The following is a 15,770-nucleotide window of genomic DNA, read 5'->3' as shown; positions in this document are numbered from 1 at the left end:
TATAACAATATTTCTTTGGCATAAACTATTTTTTATCAAGTAATTGCAGCTGAATAATCAGACTTAATATTCTATCATCTGATAGTTTGATACAAAACAATTGAAGCCCCAATTTTTCTAAATAAGTCTATTTATTTAAGACATTTAATATGTCTATTCTCTCAAATTCTTTTTCAGCCACCTTAAAATAAATCATTAACCTGAAGTTAATAACTGCTCATGTAGGTTGATTGATCGAAACTCCATAAAGCGTTTTTATAGATACAGAACAAAACTGCGATCTATATAGGTAAGCACATGGAAGGATCAGTTCAGAATAAAGAACGGTTATGGACAAAGCGGCGTCATGCCAAACAATTAAAACTAGAGATGGCAAACCAATATACCGACGGTGTGGTGATTCCAACTCAAGACATTATTAAAGTTTTAGAAACCTTAATTACACCGGGTGACAGAGTTGTACTCGAAGGGAATAACCAAAAGCAGGCAGATTTCCTTTCGCGTTCTTTAGCACAAACCAATCCAGATGTTTTGCATGATTTACATATGATCATGCCAAGTGTTGGGCGTTCGGAACATCTTGATCTGTTTGAAAAAGGCATTGCGCGTAAGCTCGATTTTTCTTTTGCTGGCCCACAAAGTTTACGCATTAGCCAGTTAATTGAAGATGGACTGCTAGAGATTGGTGCCATACACACTTATATCGAATTGTATTCACGTTTGGTGGTTGACCTTATTCCAAATGTGGTGCTCTCGGCGGGCTTTATGGCAGACCGTCAAGGCAATATCTATACAGGTCCAAGTACCGAAGATTCTCCAGCACTTATTGAACCTGCGGCTTTTAGTGACGGTATTGTGATTGTTCAGGTGAATGAACTGGTCGATGACGTCTCAGAGTTACCACGTGTCGATATTCCTGCCTCTTGGGTGGATTATGTAGTGGTTGCAGACCAGCCATTTTATATCGAACCCTTGTTTACCCGTGACCCGAAACATATCAAGCCTGTGCATGTACTCATGGCAATGATGGCAATTCGCGGAATTTATGAGAAGCATAATGTGCAATCGTTAAACCATGGGATTGGTTTTAATACGGCAGCAATTGAACTGATTTTACCGACCTATGGTGAGTCGTTAGGTTTAAAAGGAAAAATCTGCCGAAACTGGACTCTGAATCCACATCCAACCTTAATTCCAGCGATTGAAACAGGTTGGGTTGAAAGCGTGCATTGTTTTGGTACCGAACTCGGTATGGAAAAATATGTTGCAGCTCGTCCCGACGTGTTCTTTACAGGTCGTGATGGCGCTTTACGTTCCAACCGTATGATGTGTCAGCTTGCAGGTCAGTACGCCGTTGATTTGTTTATTGGCGCAACTTTGCAAGTTGATGGCATGGGCCATTCTTCGACTGTTACCAAAGGTCGTTTGGCTGGTTTCGGTGGTGCACCAAATATGGGGCATGATCCGCGTGGCCGTCGTCACGATACGCCAGCATGGTTAGATATGCGTTTGCAAGGTGCTAATGAAACAGAAACTTATTTGGCACGTGGTAAAAAACTGGTGGTGCAAATGGTGGAAACTTTCCAAGAGGGCGGTAAGCCAACTTTTGTAGAGCGTCTCGATGCAATTGATGTGGCTAAAACGGCTGGCCTACCTTTAGCACCGATTATGATTTATGGCGATGATGTCACTCACTTACTCACCGAAGAAGGCATCGCTTATCTATATAAAGCAAGCAGCCAAGAAGAGCGCCAAGCCATGATTGCTGCGGTGGCAGGCGTGACCAGTATTGGTTTAACTCAGGACCCTAAAACAACAGCACGTTTAAGAAGCGAAGGCTTGGTGGTATTCCCTGAAGATTTAGGCATTCGTCGTACCGATGCAACACGGGAGCTTTTAGCTGCAAAAAATATTGCCGACTTGGTGACATGGTCAGATGGTTTATATCAACCACCTGCAAAATTCAGGAGTTGGTGATGATGGCACAAGTTCAATATCAAACACTTAGCGATAGTCAGCTTTTAGCAGATATGGCGGTCGAGGCTTTAATTGATGAAGTTAATCTGACGCCTAAACCAGCCTTGGTAGATCGCCGTGGCAGTGGTGCACATGATGACCTGACTTTGGAATTAATGGAGCGCTCTGCGAAAAGTTTAAGGCCTATGTTTGATGCAATAGCCCAAGCTGCAAAGCATCATGGAAAAGTCTGTTTGGCCTTGCGTGAAGACATTGGTGAAATTGGCCGCCAAGGTGAAAAGACCATGATGTTGGCGACAAATAGTGTCAACACACACCGCGGTGCAATTTGGGCGTTGGGTTTAATGGTTACGGCAGCAGCATTGGCACGCACGAATCAACAATACTTATCGGCTGTTGAGCTATGCCAGTTAGCAGGCCAGATTGCTCAGCTTGAAGATCGTTTTATTCCAAAGCAGGCCTTGAGTCATGGTCAACAAGTACAAAAGAAATTAGGCATCTTAGGTGCCAAAGAACAGGCTCAACAAGGTTTTCCAACCATCGTAAATTTTGGTTTAAAGCAGCTTTATCGAAGTCGTAGTAAACCTATGAAAGAAGAGTTTGCTCGTTTAGATGCTTTACTTGCCATGATGACTGATCTAACCGATACCTGTGTGCTTTATCGATCTGGAACAAATGGCTTAAAGCATATGCAACAAGGTGCTCAGCAAGTACTTGATTTGGGCGGCAGCTCAAGCTTGGAAGGTCGACGTGCTTTGCATCTTTTAGAGATTGACCTGCTTCGGATGAAGGCTTCTGCTGGTGGTGCAGCAGATTTGTTGGCAGCAACATTGTTTATAGATCGTGTTGAGCAGTCATCTGTGAAAAATAAAAAGGGATTTTGATTATGGAAACACTTCATTTTGAATTTGTGGCCACAGAGCCACCTGTAAAAAAAGCGTTGGTAGGATGTGTCGGCTCGGGTGATTTAGAAATTTTGATGGAACCCGGTGAAAAAGGAAAAACCTCTATTCAGGTAGTGACTTCGGTAGATGGCAGTGCAGCACGTTGGCACAATCTTTTTGAACGAATTTTTACTGCGCAAATACCGCCAGCGGTCAATATTGATATTCATGACTTTGGTGCAACTCCCGGTGTCGTTCGTTTACGTCTAGAACAAGCATTGGAGGAGATTGCTCATGACTGATATTCAAAGTTTGTTAAATAAACAAGATTTTATTGAAGTCAGCGCAAGAGAACGCGCCAAAGCATTCTTAGATGCTGGTTCTTATAAAGAATTACTCGACCCATTTGCACGTGTTATGTCGCCTTGGCTCGTTAAGCAAAATATTGTCCCGCAAGCCGATGATGGTGTAGTGATTGCAAAAGGATCTATTCAAGATCGCCCAGTGGTTCTAATTTCTATTGAAGGCTTATTTCAAGGCGGAAGTTTAGGCGAGGTAGGCGGAGCTAAAATTGCGGGTGCCTTAGAACTTGCGGTTGAAGACAATCTAAAAGGTATTCCAACAGCGGCAATTTTACTATTAGAGACGGGAGGCGTTCGCTTACAAGAAGCAAATCTGGGTTTGGCAGCCATTGCTGAAATTCAGGCTGCAATTGTGAACTTACGTCAGTATCAACCCGTGATTGCAGTGGTTGCAGGCAGTGTAGGGTGCTTCGGCGGTATGTCAATTGCGGCTGGCCTATGTAGCTATATTGTAATGACACAAGAAGGACGTTTAGGCTTAAATGGCCCGCAAGTGATTGAACAAGAAGCTGGTGTACAAGAATATAACGCCAAAGATCGTCCATTTATATGGAGTATTACTGGTGGTAATCAGCGTTTCGCTAGTGGTTTGGCAGATGCTTATGTTGACGATGATCGCCAGAAAATTCGTCAGCAAGTCATCGATTATTTAACTCAAGGCGTACCACAGCAGCACCGTAGTTCAAACTACTCATTCTATTTAGCGAAGCTACAACAAGTCGATACTGCTGAGCAGATTACCCCAGCACAGGTTCAAGCTTTGTATCAAGGAGAGCAAGCATGAATATCGCCGTTGATACATTAAAAGCATCTACACGTGGTGCACATTGGTTTAAAGCATTTACACAGGACTTTAAGACAGTTGAAGGTTTTCCAGCTTCTGTTTGGGTGGCTGATGGTCTGATCGATCAGCAAGCAGTACGTGTGATTACAGTTGTCCAAGACAGCAATAATCTGTTCCCACGCGCGAGACAAGGTGAAGTTGGACTGCTGGAAGGCTGGAATTTAGCAAAAGCAGTTGATGACGTGATTCAAGCCGATGCTCAGACTGAAAATAAACGCGGCATTTTATGTTTGGTTGATGTCCCGAGTCAGGCCTATGGGCGCCGTGAAGAATTATTAGGTATTCATCAAGCTTTAGCAGGTGCAGTAGATAGCTATGCTAGAGCCAGATTGGCAGGCCATCCTATTGTGAGTTTATTGGTAGGTAAGTCGATGTCGGGAGCTTTCTTGGCGCATGGATACCAAGCCAATCGTATTATTGCCTTAAAAGATTCAGGTGTTATGGTGCATGCGATGGGTAAGGAATCTGCTGCACGCGTTACCTTGCGATCGGTTGATGAGTTAGAGCAATTGGCATCAAGCATTCCTCCAATGGCTTATGACATTGAAAGTTATGCAACTCTAGGTTTGTTATCTGAACTGTTATCTGTTGAAAACCCTGAACAACCGACAACCGATGATCTTTTGTTAGCGAAACAGGTGATCGCTCAAGCATTTAAAGAAATTAATGCTGATCAATCGAGAGGATTGGAACAAAGGCTTCACGGCAAAAACCGTCAAATGTCTAAAAAGGTCCGTGAATTATTGCGCGAGCAATGGTCATGAAACTTAAGCTCGAAGCCCATGATTTATTGTGGGGTATGACGGTCGATTGCTTGGCCGATGATGCTCCGCATTGGGTAAAAGAGGTACTACTACGAGGTGATCCAGTTGTAGTTCGACGGGCAATTACTCCTGTAGATCAGGTGGCTGTGGGGGTAAGAGGGCAATTTCGTCATCAACGATATGCAGCTCAAATGCCACGATCAGCAATCAGCAAACAGCTTAAGCCAGAAGCACTGACTCGCGTAGATACGCAACAGTTTGAGCACTTGGCAGAACGTTTACAGACCATTTCCAGCATTATGAAAAACTTTTCAGGATGTTGGGGATATACAGGAAGTTTCGGGTTTGAGTTGGCAACGGGCATTGAAACAGTAACTGAGCAAAGTGACATTGATTTGTTGATTCGAGCTGAACAACCTTTTGCCAAAAAGGAGGCAGTTGAGCTACTCGAAAATTTTCAGCAAGCAGGGCTGAATGTGGATATACAGCTACAACTTTCACAAGGTGGGTTGGCGTTAAAAGAATGGGCTGGGAACAGTGGAAAAGTTCTATTGAAACGTCCTGACGGTGCTGTTTTAGTAGAAAACCCATGGAATTAGGGAATAGATATCATGGCTTCAATTTGGGTATATACAGGACAAGGTGTGCAACGAAGCAATATGTTGCACGACTTAGCTCAAACCGCTCTGGTTAAAGAACACCTTGAGCGTGCATCGAATGCACTCAAAGAAGATGTCTTGATGTTGGATAGTTCGGCTGCATTGCAATCGACACGTGCAGTACAGCTTTGTTTACTTATTTCAGGTGTGGTGAGTTCTGCACTATTAACTGCGGAAAACTTAACGCCTGATTATGTTGCGGGTCTATCGATTGGTGCATGGTCGGCTGCGGTTGTAGCAGGGGTTTTAGCCTTTGAGGATGCCGTTCGCTTGGTTGCCTATCGAGGTGAACTCATGCAAAACGCCTATCCAACTGGTTATGGTATGACTGCCCTGATTGGTACAGACCGTGCAGCTGTTGAAACATGGGTCAAACAGATTTATGAAATAACGCCAGAGGTGTTTGTCGCAAATATTAATGCACATAACCAGATCGTTATTTCAGGAAGTTTTGAAGCCATGAACCAAGTTGCTGTTTTGGCAAAGCAACAAGGCGTGGTGACAAAAAAATTAGATGTATCGGTGCCATCGCACTGTGAGTTATTAAGTCAGCAAGCAAAGCAACTTGCAGCGTCTATGGAGGGAGTGACTTTAAAGCAGCCTAAAATACGTTATTTAAGTGGTACAACGGCTCGTACGCTTAGCAGGCCAGAACAGATTGGTGATGACTTGGCCTTTAATATGAGTCGAACTGTAGATTGGGAAAGTACCATCCAAGCTGCATGGGAGCGAGGTGTGAGGTTACAGATCGAAGCTTTGCCGGGAACGGTGCTTACTACACTTGCACGCCGAACATTTAAAGAAGGAACCGTGTTGTCATTTCAAGGGACACGCATAGACACTATTCAGATGGCAATGCAAAAAGAACAGGCAAATAGTTTTTCTTTTTGAGTCAGATTTTACAAAAGCATAAATGATCCAAGGATATGAGGGATTGTCATGATTATATATGGAGTTGGTTTACTCGCACTTTGCACCTTAGTGGGTGTTATTGTTGGCGATTTGTTGGGCGTTTTATTGGGTGTAAAGTCCAATGTTGGTGGTGTGGGTATCGCCATGATTTTACTCATTTGCATACGGTTATGGATGGAAAAACGTGGTGTTATGACAGTTGAAACCGAAAAAGGCGTTTCATTCTGGGGCACTATGTATATTCCTGTTGTTGTTGCCATGGCAGCACAACAAAATGTGGTTACAGCATTATCTAGTGGACATATGGCACTGTTTGCGGCGGTAGTTTCAGTTATTGTTTGCACACTCACCATTGCGGGCTTAAGCCGCTATAACAAGGCAAGCCCTTTACCGAAGGAAGAAGACATTACATTAAACCGCATTGGAGGCAAAGTTCATGGTTGAATTATTATTAAAGGACTTAACCCATTTAGGTTTAATTACAGCTTTTGCCTTAATTGCTTTAATTATGTGGTTGTCGACTAAGCTATCTAAATATTTAACCAAGGGACGAGTGCATGCTTCAGCAATTGCGATTGTAATTGGTTTAATCTTGGCATGGTTTGGCGGAAAAATGACAGGTGGTGAAAAAGGTATAACCGATCTTGCACTCTTTACCGGTGTCGGACTCATGGGCGGTGCAATGCTTCGTGACTTTACCATTGTCGCAACTGCATTTGAGGTACAAGCGACTGAGGCGAAAAAAGCCGGGTTTATTGGTGCCTTCTCTTTATTTCTCGGAACTATTTTGCCATTTATTGTTGGTTGTATGTTTGCTTGGATTTTTGGTTATCGTGATGCTGTGAGTATTACTACAATTGGTGCGGGTGCAGTGACTTATATTGTGGGACCAGTGACAGGTGCTGCCATTGGAGCAAGTTCTGAGGTCATGGCGCTTTCCATTGCAACGGGGCTGGTGAAAGCGATTTGTGTAATGGTTTCAACACCGCTTACAGCAAAATTTATGGGATTAGACAATCCACGTTCTGCCATGATTTTTGGTGGCTTAGCTGGAACTGTGAGTGGTGTGTCGGCTGGTTTAGCAGCTACAGATCGCCGTTTGGTTCCTTACGGTGCGCTTACAGCAACGTTCCATACAGGTCTTGGTTGCTTAATGGGACCGACTGTTTTGTTCTTCGCGGTTAAAGCTTTAGTCGGTTAATCAGTATTTAATATTCAGTCAAAAAGGCCGTTGCTATTAACAACGGTCTTTTTTATTTTTGAAATTAGAGGCAAACATTCGACATTCAGCAATCAGAGCAAGTAAGTTAGGGTCTCGTTCCTTACTTTTTAAAAAGACCAGACCGATTTCTTGTTGCATGTGATATTGCTGTTTTAGTGGAATAAGTTTTACTGAGCTTTCATAAACTGCAGAAATACGGCCGGGTAGTAGAGCAAAACCGACACCTGAGCTGACCATACTAATTAAGGTAAAAATATCATTGACCTGTAAAGCAACTTTAGGTGAAAAACCTGCTTTTTTAAAAATGATGTCACTATCGTTATGAGTTGCAAAACCCTTGGTTAAAGTTAAAAAAGTTTCTTCTTTTAAAAGACTTAAATCAATATCTTTAAAATCGGCATATTTTGAATCTTTATTGACTGCCAGAAAAATATCGTCTGAAAACATTGGCAAAATTTCAAAGTCATCATCTTGAGTGGTTTCATTTAAAGCCACGATAATGGCATCCAGCTCGGTTGCTTTAAGCTTTTTCACCAAATCCTGATTTGAACTCAGCAATAGTTGAATATCAAGCTCACTACGTCTGAGTTTAAGACCGCTAATCACATTTGGAATGGTGTTTACTGTCAAAGAATAAAGAGAACCTAAATGTAAAACCTTAGCTGCAAAACCAGCGGCTTCTCTGGTTTTATTTACGGTAATAAAAATGTCTTGTACGATTTTTTGTGCCCGTTCTTCAAAGACATAAGCACTTTTTAAAGGAATGAGGTTACGGCCTTCATTTTTAAAAAGAGGGCAACGTAAAGCGCTCTCTAAAGAGTGTAAAGCTTTATGAACACTGACATTGCTCAACTGCATTTCTGTGGCTGTTTTAGACAAATTTCCGCAGCGCATGAAAGCTAAAAAAATCTGTATTTTTTTAAGGGTGAGTTCCTCATCAATTTCCATATTAATCCTTTGAACCTGCTTCCCTAAAACCAATAGATTTGAGCTATAAAGTTACCACAAAATAAAGTCTATAAAATTGTGCTTAGGTCGAAGCATGTCTTTAGAGACTTGCTTCAACTCTTTGTTGAATGGTTTTGATAACCTGATCTAATGCGCTTTGAATTTTAGTGTTCCATTCAAAAGAACAGTTAATTCTCAAATAATGCTGCTGTGCAGGTAAAACACTAAACAGAGGGCTTGGCGCAACGCCAATATCTTGCTGAATCAACTCTTCATAAACTTGCATACTGTCTAGCGTACTAGGAAGTTTGACCCATAGAAAATAGCCACTTGGGTAGTAATACACTTCGCAAGAGGTAGGTAAATGCTGCTTTAAATAGTGATAAAACTGCTTTTTATAACGCTCAAGTGAAAGTCTAAGTGTACGCAAGTGCTTTTCATAATGATGATGAGACAAAAATTCAACCAATGCATTTTGAATGAGAGCATTTACTGAAATGGTGCTCATGAGTTGCAAGTGTTGAATATGGTCTGAAAATTTACCCGCATAGACCCAACCAACCCGAAAACCTGCACCTAATGTTTTAGAAAAAGAAGAGCAGTGAAGCACCAGATTTTGTTGGTCAAAATACTTCATTGAAAGTGGTTTTTGACCGCCATAAAAAAGCTCTTCATAGACATCATCTTCAATCAAATAAATTTGGTGTTCATGAAGTAACTTGGCAATTTTATATTTAATGTCATCACTGACTGTAAAACCAATCGGGTTATGGGCATTCAGCATGAGCCAACACACCTTGATTGGATATGTTTGAATGACTTGTTCAAAAGCTTCTAGGTCAAAACCATGTTGAGGATGTTCAGGAATGGTAATCACTTTAAGTCCTAAACGCTCTGCAGCTTGCCAAGCGCCATAAAACACGGTTTGCTGTAATAAAATATAATCGCCAGGTTGAGCAACAGCTTGCAGCGAAAGGTTTAATGCGTCCAAACCTCCAGATGTAATGACAATGTCATCTGGATCAGTCTGTATGCCTTGCATACAGTAGCGCTGAGCAATCAGTTTTCTTAAGGCTAAATTGCCTGGAGGTAGGCTTGTGGTCTGGTCATAACTTTGTCTTTGCCGCGCAAGCTGTCCCATAATTTGAATGAGTTTGGGAGCTGTTAAAAGCTGACTATCGGGAAAAGCTGAACCAAAAGGTACGATAGATTCATGTTGAATTGACTTAAGATATTTAAAAACTAAGGAATTAATTTCAATTTTAGAGTTCAGTGAAACAACTGAATATTGTTCGAGTGGCTTTAGTGCAATTTGCTCGGCAACAAAGTACCCAGATTTTTCTTTTGAATAGATCAGACCTTGTGATTCAAGCTCCTGATAAGCATTCATTACGGTCATTAAACTAAAGCCAGAGCGTTGCACCTGATCTCTTAATGAAGGTAATTTTTCATGCGCACTTAAAGTGCCACTTTCAATGAGTTGGCGAATGCTATGAGCGAGTTGTTCTGATTTATACATGTAGGGGCTGCACGAAATAACAAAATGAAAGATGCGCTTAATCAATAATAAATGCCGTTTGCAGAATCTACAAACGGCATTTGTTTAGAAAGTTGGAATTACTTTAAGTAAGGGGCTGCATAAATCAATATCACTTTAAACAATCCTGCAATCACAGCTAAGGCTAAAAAACCACCGAGCCATAGCAGAATAAACCATTGGGTTTGATTGAGTTTAACTGATAACTTTTTCATAAAACCCTCCATACTTAATGATAGCCTTCATCACCTACACGGACTTTGTCTCTAAATACCCAGTAAGACACAATGGTGTAAGCAATAATGATTGGAATCAAAATAAGTGCACCGACCAAAGCAAACATTTGGCTTGAATGTGGTGCTGCGGCCTGCCAAATTGTGACTGATGGCGGAATAATATATGGCCATAAACTAATCACGAATCCAGTAAATGCAAGGAAAACAAGAGCCAATGTATATGCAAATGGTTTGAGGTCGTGATCTTGCTTTTTACACGCTGATAAAATCAGACCAACAAACAATAAGACCAAAATAGGCACAGGGCTAAAATAGAACAGATTTGGTAAAGAGAACCAACGATCTGCAATTTCAGGATGAGTCAACGGCGTATATAAACTCACACCACCAAAAATAATGAGCAATGCAATAATCAGCTTTGGCATAAGCTCATACATACGTTGCTGTAAACCTTTTTCAGTTTTTAAGATAAGCCAGCCACAGCCTAAAGTGGCATACATAGCCACTACGCCGATACCTGTAAAGATCGTAAATGGAGATAACCAGTCAAATGGACCACCAGCATAAATACCATTTTCGGTTTTAATCCCTTGGATATAGGCACCTAAAATAATCCCTTGCAGGAAGCTGGTTAAAATTGAACCCCAAATAAAAGCCAAGTCCCAAAGATGTTTAGTACGATGGGCTTTAAAACGGAATTCAAACGCCACGCCACGGAAAATCAGGGCAATCACCATGAAAATGATCGGTAAATATAGTGCTGATAAAACTGTTGAATAGACCAGTGGGAAGGCAGCATATAGACCAGCGCCACCGAGTACCATCCACGTTTCATTACCATCCCAGACAGGGGCCACGGTATTCATCATCACGTCACGTTCTTGGCTGTTCTTAATGAAGGGGAACATAATCCCGATTCCTAAGTCGAAGCCATCCATGACCACATAAATCATGACACCTAAACCGATAATACCGACCCATATTAAAGAAAGATCAATCATGACGGTTCTCCCCAGAGTTTTGTTTGCTGTCAATATTTTCATCGACTGCACTAAGTGGACGCATTGGTGTTTTAAAATGTCCTACGCCACCAGTTTCAACATTTGGTGAATCAATGAATGATGGACCTTTGTTAATTAGTTTTAAGGTGTAGTAAATACCGCTACCAAATACGATGGTATAGACCACCACAAAAATAAACAGGCTCAGTCCGACTTGTTCTGCAGAAACTGTATGTGAAAGTCCATCTTTAGTTCGCATAATGCCGTACACCACCCATGGCTGACGGCCAACCTCAGTGGTTACCCAACCTGCAAGCATTGCGACATAACCAGAAGGTCCCATCACTAAAGCAAATTTATGGAACCAAGAAGTTTCATAGAGTTTTCCGCGTTTACGTAGCCAAAGTGCAATGAGTGACAAAGTGACCATGAGTACACCAAGACCCACCATCACACGGAAGCTCCAGAAAACAATCGTTGAATTTGGACGATCTTCAGGTGCGAAATCTTTTAAGCCTGTCACTTGGCCATCTAAGCTATGCGTTAAAATTAAGCTACCCAAATAAGGAACGCCCACTTCGAAGTGGTTACGTTCTTCTTTCATATCTGGAATTGCAAATAGCAATAATGGCATAGGTTCATTGTGGTTGGTTTCCCAGTGACCTTCCATTGCGGCAAGTTTGGCTGGTTGATGTTCACGGGTGTTTAAACCATGGTTATCGCCAATTACCACTTGTAAACATGAAGTCACAAGCACCATCCAGAGACCCATCGAGAACGATTTTTTCACCAATTCATCGCGACGGCCTTTTACTAAATGCCATGCAGATGTTCCGACGACCAATAATGATGAAACTAAGAAGGCTGCTGCACCCATGTGGGCAAAGCGGTAAGGGAAGGATGGGTTAAAGACAATTGCAAACCAGTCTTTTGGCACAATAATGCCATTTTCGATGGCAAAGCCTTGAGGGGTCTGCATCCAGCTATTAGAAGATAAAATCCAGAACATGGAAATACATGTTCCGATGGCCACCATAAGTGTTGCAAAGAAATGGGCTCGAGGACCAACACGTCCCCAACCAAATAACATAATGCCTAAGAAACCTGCTTCTAAGAAGAAGGCACTCAAGACTTCATAGGTAAGTAAAGGACCAGTAATACTTCCGGCGACGCGTGAAAATTCACTCCAGTTAGTACCGAACTGGTAACTCATGACCACGCCCGAGACCACACCCATACCAAAGGCAACGGCAAAGATCTTAATCCAGTATTTAAATAGATCTTTATAAATCGGGTTTTGGGTTCTTAACCATTTCCACTCTAACACTGCCAAAAAGCAGGCAAGACCGATGGAAGTGGCTGGAAAAATAATATGGAAGGATACTGTAAAAGCAAATTGTATTCGCGCTAATTCTAGAGCGGTTAGACCGAGGCTCATAAACTTTCCCCCTGTGAACTAGCTGATGATGGTTAAATGAGTTAAATACTTATTTTCAGGCAACAAAGTATTCTGACGATTAAACTTGCATCTGTGATAAATGTTCTTAGCAAGTAAAATGCCAACAGGGTTAAGCAATATAATTGCTTGATATTTCAAGAGAATAGACTGATTGATTGTTCTCAGTCTGTTAACAAAGTTTATGCTTGATGTTGCATTTGTAAAAATGCATGTTGCATTGAAACATTGATGAAATATCTGGCGATATGCAATAGATCGTCTCATGAAAACTACCTACCTTAAGAAGTTTCCTTAATCATGCACTTACTATTTTTGTATATGTAGATACAGAAATTTTTTATAAAACTATAACAGTCTGAAGCACTCATGCGGTGTGCTATAGTTTTTTTTCAAATATCTGTAGCTATGTATCCATTCTTCAAAAGTCCAAAATAAATGAACAAGATTTACGAATGGCCAAAATCACTTTCCAAAACAAAGTGAATGCGACTTTGGGTAATAAGCGCAGAATAGTTTCTTCTCTTTTATTCCTTTGTTGTTTTGCGTGAGGTCTGGTTGTTACGTAGGTTATTAAAGACCTGATTTAAGTGTAGCTCTTCTAAAATAGCTTGGATGTTAAAAAATGTTTATTACTTCTCAACTCAATGTCCTGCATAAAATTATTAAAAATCAGCCTATTCCTGTATCTATATTGGCTCAATTAGAGCAAACCTACGTTAATTTTGAAGCTACTTTATTAAGAGCGAAAGTACTCAGAGACTTTTCTAAATCTGAAACAGTATATTTAATTCAATCTCATATTGAGGCACAGCAAAGTAGTGTGGCCTATCTATTTTCACCATTTATTTTTGCTAACTTAAACAAGGCCGCTATTTATACAACGCCTGCAACTGCGCCTGTGCTTTCTATTCTTAATAAATATTACCAAGCTGAGAAGAAAGTACTCTTTAAAGTAGATGACGTTTTAGAAAGTCTAAAAATTTATATAGATTTGGAGCTTGCAGAGCTTAATGAGGTTGAGTTTATTTATTTAAGCCTAATCAAGGCACTGTGCCGAAGTGATCTCTCTACAGTTTTTTTAATTACGAGTTTAGACGTAGATGACGAGCATTTAAAAGCACTGGAGCAATTTTTAAAGATCAAAATTTATTGGATTAAAACCACAAAAGATGATGACTTAAAAAACCTAAATGGCTTAGAAATGCGGAAATTATTATTCAAAAATAAAGATGAAACTTATGTCAAATTATGCGCAAAGTTTGCTCAAATGAACGCAGCGCTGGTGGGTTTATGCGACACCTTTACTGCTGGGCAAATGACACATTTAATTGATGATATGTTTTATTCAGAACATATTTTTGAAAAGTTATCTGTCTATTCAGAATATATACAAACACTTCTACAAAGCCAGCAGAGCATTAGACAAAAAGAACTATCTTAGGGCTTGGGAGATGAGATTTTTATCTTTGTGTTTGGGTTCTTATATAAAGAATGAATACAGTTATAAAAAAATAATCGTTTTCATGTGAAATAAATATTTTATGGTAAAAGCAAAGCAATATTGGTTTTACTTACATGACAAATTTAAATTTTGAGCATCATCTCGGTTCACTAACACATGCAGCACTTAGTCAGGCCTCAATTATTTCTCGCGTGTGGGGTGAAGGGCCTTCAGAACGTTATGATGAATTGGCAAAAAATTTTAGACCGACTTTTGCGCGTATTAAAGAAGGGGCTTTAATCCGTGAGCAACAGCATATTTTGCCCTATGAACAACTTCAGTGGCTTAAAGATGTTGGTTTTACACGGCTAAGACTTCCAAAAGCTCATGGTGGCTTTGATGCAACCATTCCTGAATTATTTGCATTACTCATTGAACTTGCAGAAGCTGACTCAAACTTACCGCAAGCTTTACGTGTGCACTTTGGTTTCACTGAAGATGTCTTGGTAAGTAAAGACAAAGCGTTTCAACAGCGTTGGCTTAGCCGAATTGCCAATGGCGAAACAGTCGGCAGTGCATGGTCTGAAGGCGGGAAAGAGTCAATTGATCAGTTCGAAACACATTTATATCGAGACAGTGAAGGAAAAATTCACGTTAAAGGTAAAAAATATTACACCACAGGTAGCCTATATGCAGACTGGGTGGATGTTGGTGTAACAGATTTAAAGGGTGAATCTGGCTCGGTCGTTGTTCGCCGTGAAGATGAAGGTGTTGAAATTGTTGATGACTGGAATGGCTTTGGTCAGCAACTCACTGCAAGTGGTACAGCATATTTCCATGACGTATTGGTCGATGAAACTGAAATTTTACCTGATGATGACCGTTTTAAATATTCAGCGGCTTACTATCAACTGGTCCAACTGGCAATCATTACAGGTCTAGGGCGTGCTGCAACCTATGATGTTTCTCAAGCTGTTGCTAAACGTACCCGAAACTATACGCATGCGAATGCTCAATTTGTAAAACAGGATCCGCAAATTTTACAAGTAGTAGGGCAAATCCGTGGTGCAGCTTACAGTGCAGGGGCAATTGTTGAAAAAGTCGCACAAAGCTTACAACGTGCTTACTTGGCTGCATTTCAAAATAATGAGCAGCTTGAAGAAGAGCAAAATGCACTTGCTGAGCTTGAAAGTGCACAATCTCAAACGGTTATTACCGATTTGATTTTAAATGCTTCTACGATTTTATTTGACGCTTTAGGTGCTTCTGCAACAGACAAAGATTTAGGTCTAGATCGATACTGGCGTAATGTACGAACTTTATCTTCACATAACCCGAGAGTATTTAAAAATCGAATTGTCGGTGATTTTAGTGTAAACGGCACATTACCACCGTATCAATGGCGAATAGGAAATGTTGCTAAACAATAAATTATAGTTTTAGATATTAAGCTGCTATTTTTGGCGGCTTAATGTTATTTATATTTTTTTAAATAAATTATAAAAAACTATTAGAATAAAATCA

16 protein-coding genes are annotated in these 15,770 nt (G+C 40.7%); 11 read left to right on the top strand and 5 right to left on the bottom strand.

Annotated features, from left to right (window positions below; all coding sequences use genetic code 11):
- Positions 1-297 precede the first annotated feature (297 nt).
- Genes mdcA through madM form a run of 9 tightly spaced genes read left to right on the top strand, consistent with a single transcriptional unit; the run spans position 298 to position 7,603 of the window.
- On the top strand, positions 298-1,977 hold the full coding sequence (gene mdcA / locus K6I41_RS11120; RefSeq protein WP_013198185.1) for a malonate decarboxylase subunit alpha: 1,680 nt from the start codon (positions 298-300) through the stop codon (positions 1,975-1,977).
- The gene (locus K6I41_RS11115; RefSeq protein WP_250374303.1) at positions 1,977-2,861 is read left to right on the top strand and encodes a triphosphoribosyl-dephospho-CoA synthase; all 885 of its coding nucleotides are present in this window, start codon (positions 1,977-1,979) and stop codon (positions 2,859-2,861) included. Before mdcA ends, K6I41_RS11115 begins: the two co-directional genes overlap by 1 nt.
- A gap of 2 nt (positions 2,862-2,863) precedes the next feature.
- Positions 2,864-3,163, top strand: a complete 300-nt coding sequence (locus K6I41_RS11110; protein ID WP_000448953.1) for a malonate decarboxylase subunit delta — start codon at positions 2,864-2,866, stop codon at positions 3,161-3,163.
- Entirely contained in the window at positions 3,156-4,007 is an 852-nt protein-coding gene (locus K6I41_RS11105; RefSeq protein ID WP_250374302.1) for a biotin-independent malonate decarboxylase subunit beta, read from the top strand. Before K6I41_RS11110 ends, K6I41_RS11105 begins: the two co-directional genes overlap by 8 nt.
- Positions 4,004-4,831 carry a biotin-independent malonate decarboxylase subunit gamma gene (mdcE, locus tag K6I41_RS11100; protein ID WP_198307699.1) on the top strand — a complete coding sequence of 276 codons (828 nt, stop codon included), beginning with the start codon at positions 4,004-4,006 and terminating at the stop codon, positions 4,829-4,831. Before K6I41_RS11105 ends, mdcE begins: the two co-directional genes overlap by 4 nt.
- Positions 4,822-5,430 carry a malonate decarboxylase holo-ACP synthase gene (locus K6I41_RS11095; protein WP_151821776.1) on the top strand — a complete coding sequence of 203 codons (609 nt, stop codon included), beginning with the start codon at positions 4,822-4,824 and terminating at the stop codon, positions 5,428-5,430. Before mdcE ends, K6I41_RS11095 begins: the two co-directional genes overlap by 10 nt.
- Before the next feature lie 12 nt (positions 5,431-5,442).
- Positions 5,443-6,381, top strand: a complete 939-nt coding sequence (mdcH, locus tag K6I41_RS11090) for a malonate decarboxylase subunit epsilon (RefSeq protein WP_250374301.1) — start codon at positions 5,443-5,445, stop codon at positions 6,379-6,381.
- A gap of 48 nt (positions 6,382-6,429) precedes the next feature.
- Entirely contained in the window at positions 6,430-6,846 is a 417-nt protein-coding gene (madL, locus tag K6I41_RS11085) for a malonate transporter subunit MadL (protein WP_151821774.1), read from the top strand.
- Entirely contained in the window at positions 6,839-7,603 is a 765-nt protein-coding gene (madM, locus tag K6I41_RS11080) for a malonate transporter subunit MadM (protein ID WP_005132241.1), read from the top strand. The genes madL and madM overlap by 8 nt, the downstream gene beginning before the upstream one ends.
- Before the next feature lie 36 nt (positions 7,604-7,639).
- Here madM and K6I41_RS11075 read toward each other — a convergent pair whose 3' ends face one another.
- The 5 genes from K6I41_RS11075 to K6I41_RS11055 all read right to left on the bottom strand — a co-directional run bounded on the left by K6I41_RS11075 (position 7,640) and on the right by K6I41_RS11055 (position 12,784).
- Positions 7,640-8,572 (bottom strand): LysR family transcriptional regulator, encoded by a 933-nt coding sequence (locus tag K6I41_RS11075; protein ID WP_005132240.1) that lies wholly within the window; start codon positions 8,570-8,572, stop codon positions 7,640-7,642.
- A gap of 100 nt (positions 8,573-8,672) precedes the next feature.
- Positions 8,673-10,091 (bottom strand): aminotransferase-like domain-containing protein, encoded by a 1,419-nt coding sequence (locus K6I41_RS11070; RefSeq protein ID WP_250374300.1) that lies wholly within the window; start codon positions 10,089-10,091, stop codon positions 8,673-8,675.
- 98 nt (positions 10,092-10,189) lie between these two features.
- Complete coding sequence (locus K6I41_RS11065) at positions 10,190-10,324, bottom strand: hypothetical protein (protein ID WP_005304392.1); 135 nt, start codon at positions 10,322-10,324, stop codon at positions 10,190-10,192.
- Between the two features lie 14 nt (positions 10,325-10,338).
- Entirely contained in the window at positions 10,339-11,346 is a 1,008-nt protein-coding gene (cydB, locus tag K6I41_RS11060; RefSeq protein WP_004702253.1) for a cytochrome d ubiquinol oxidase subunit II, read from the bottom strand.
- Complete coding sequence (locus K6I41_RS11055; RefSeq protein ID WP_005304395.1) at positions 11,339-12,784, bottom strand: cytochrome ubiquinol oxidase subunit I; 1,446 nt, start codon at positions 12,782-12,784, stop codon at positions 11,339-11,341. The genes cydB and K6I41_RS11055 overlap by 8 nt, the downstream gene beginning before the upstream one ends.
- A gap of 643 nt (positions 12,785-13,427) precedes the next feature.
- Here K6I41_RS11055 and K6I41_RS11050 point away from each other — a divergent pair.
- Together K6I41_RS11050 and K6I41_RS11045 are read left to right on the top strand one after the other, a co-directional pair.
- Positions 13,428-14,246, top strand: coding sequence for a hypothetical protein (locus K6I41_RS11050; RefSeq protein ID WP_250374299.1), 819 nt, complete (start codon positions 13,428-13,430; stop codon positions 14,244-14,246).
- Positions 14,247-14,380: 134 nt separating this feature from the next.
- Entirely contained in the window at positions 14,381-15,676 is a 1,296-nt protein-coding gene (locus K6I41_RS11045) for an acyl-CoA dehydrogenase family protein (RefSeq protein WP_250374298.1), read from the top strand.
- The last annotated feature ends 94 nt before the right edge of the window (positions 15,677-15,770 follow it).

It is taken from the genome of Acinetobacter sp. AS23, assembly GCF_023612055.1.
Taxonomy (GTDB): Bacteria; Pseudomonadota; Gammaproteobacteria; order Pseudomonadales; family Moraxellaceae; genus Acinetobacter; species Acinetobacter oleivorans.
Note: the sequence above shows the minus strand (reverse complement) of the source record. Positions and strands in the feature narration are given on the sequence as shown.

Bases quoted from the DNA above. Each gene is read 5' to 3' on its own strand.
- mdcA (WP_013198185.1), top strand. From the start codon at position 298: ATGGAAGGATCAGTTCAGAATAAAGAACGGTTATGGACAAAGCGGCGT.
- K6I41_RS11115 (WP_250374303.1), top strand. From the start codon at position 1,977: ATGATGGCACAAGTTCAATATCAAACACTTAGCGATAGTCAGCTTTTA.
- K6I41_RS11110 (WP_000448953.1), top strand. From the start codon at position 2,864: ATGGAAACACTTCATTTTGAATTTGTGGCCACAGAGCCACCTGTAAAA.
- K6I41_RS11105 (WP_250374302.1), top strand. From the start codon at position 3,156: ATGACTGATATTCAAAGTTTGTTAAATAAACAAGATTTTATTGAAGTC.
- mdcE (WP_198307699.1), top strand. From the start codon at position 4,004: ATGAATATCGCCGTTGATACATTAAAAGCATCTACACGTGGTGCACAT.
- K6I41_RS11095 (WP_151821776.1), top strand. From the start codon at position 4,822: ATGGTCATGAAACTTAAGCTCGAAGCCCATGATTTATTGTGGGGTATG.
- mdcH (WP_250374301.1), top strand. From the start codon at position 5,443: ATGGCTTCAATTTGGGTATATACAGGACAAGGTGTGCAACGAAGCAAT.
- madL (WP_151821774.1), top strand. From the start codon at position 6,430: ATGATTATATATGGAGTTGGTTTACTCGCACTTTGCACCTTAGTGGGT.
- madM (WP_005132241.1), top strand. From the start codon at position 6,839: ATGGTTGAATTATTATTAAAGGACTTAACCCATTTAGGTTTAATTACA.
- K6I41_RS11075 (WP_005132240.1), bottom strand. From the start codon at position 8,572: ATGGAAATTGATGAGGAACTCACCCTTAAAAAAATACAGATTTTTTTA.
- K6I41_RS11070 (WP_250374300.1), bottom strand. From the start codon at position 10,091: ATGTATAAATCAGAACAACTCGCTCATAGCATTCGCCAACTCATTGAA.
- K6I41_RS11065 (WP_005304392.1), bottom strand. From the start codon at position 10,324: ATGAAAAAGTTATCAGTTAAACTCAATCAAACCCAATGGTTTATTCTG.
- cydB (WP_004702253.1), bottom strand. From the start codon at position 11,346: ATGATTGATCTTTCTTTAATATGGGTCGGTATTATCGGTTTAGGTGTC.
- K6I41_RS11055 (WP_005304395.1), bottom strand. From the start codon at position 12,784: ATGAGCCTCGGTCTAACCGCTCTAGAATTAGCGCGAATACAATTTGCT.
- K6I41_RS11050 (WP_250374299.1), top strand. From the start codon at position 13,428: ATGTTTATTACTTCTCAACTCAATGTCCTGCATAAAATTATTAAAAAT.
- K6I41_RS11045 (WP_250374298.1), top strand. From the start codon at position 14,381: ATGACAAATTTAAATTTTGAGCATCATCTCGGTTCACTAACACATGCA.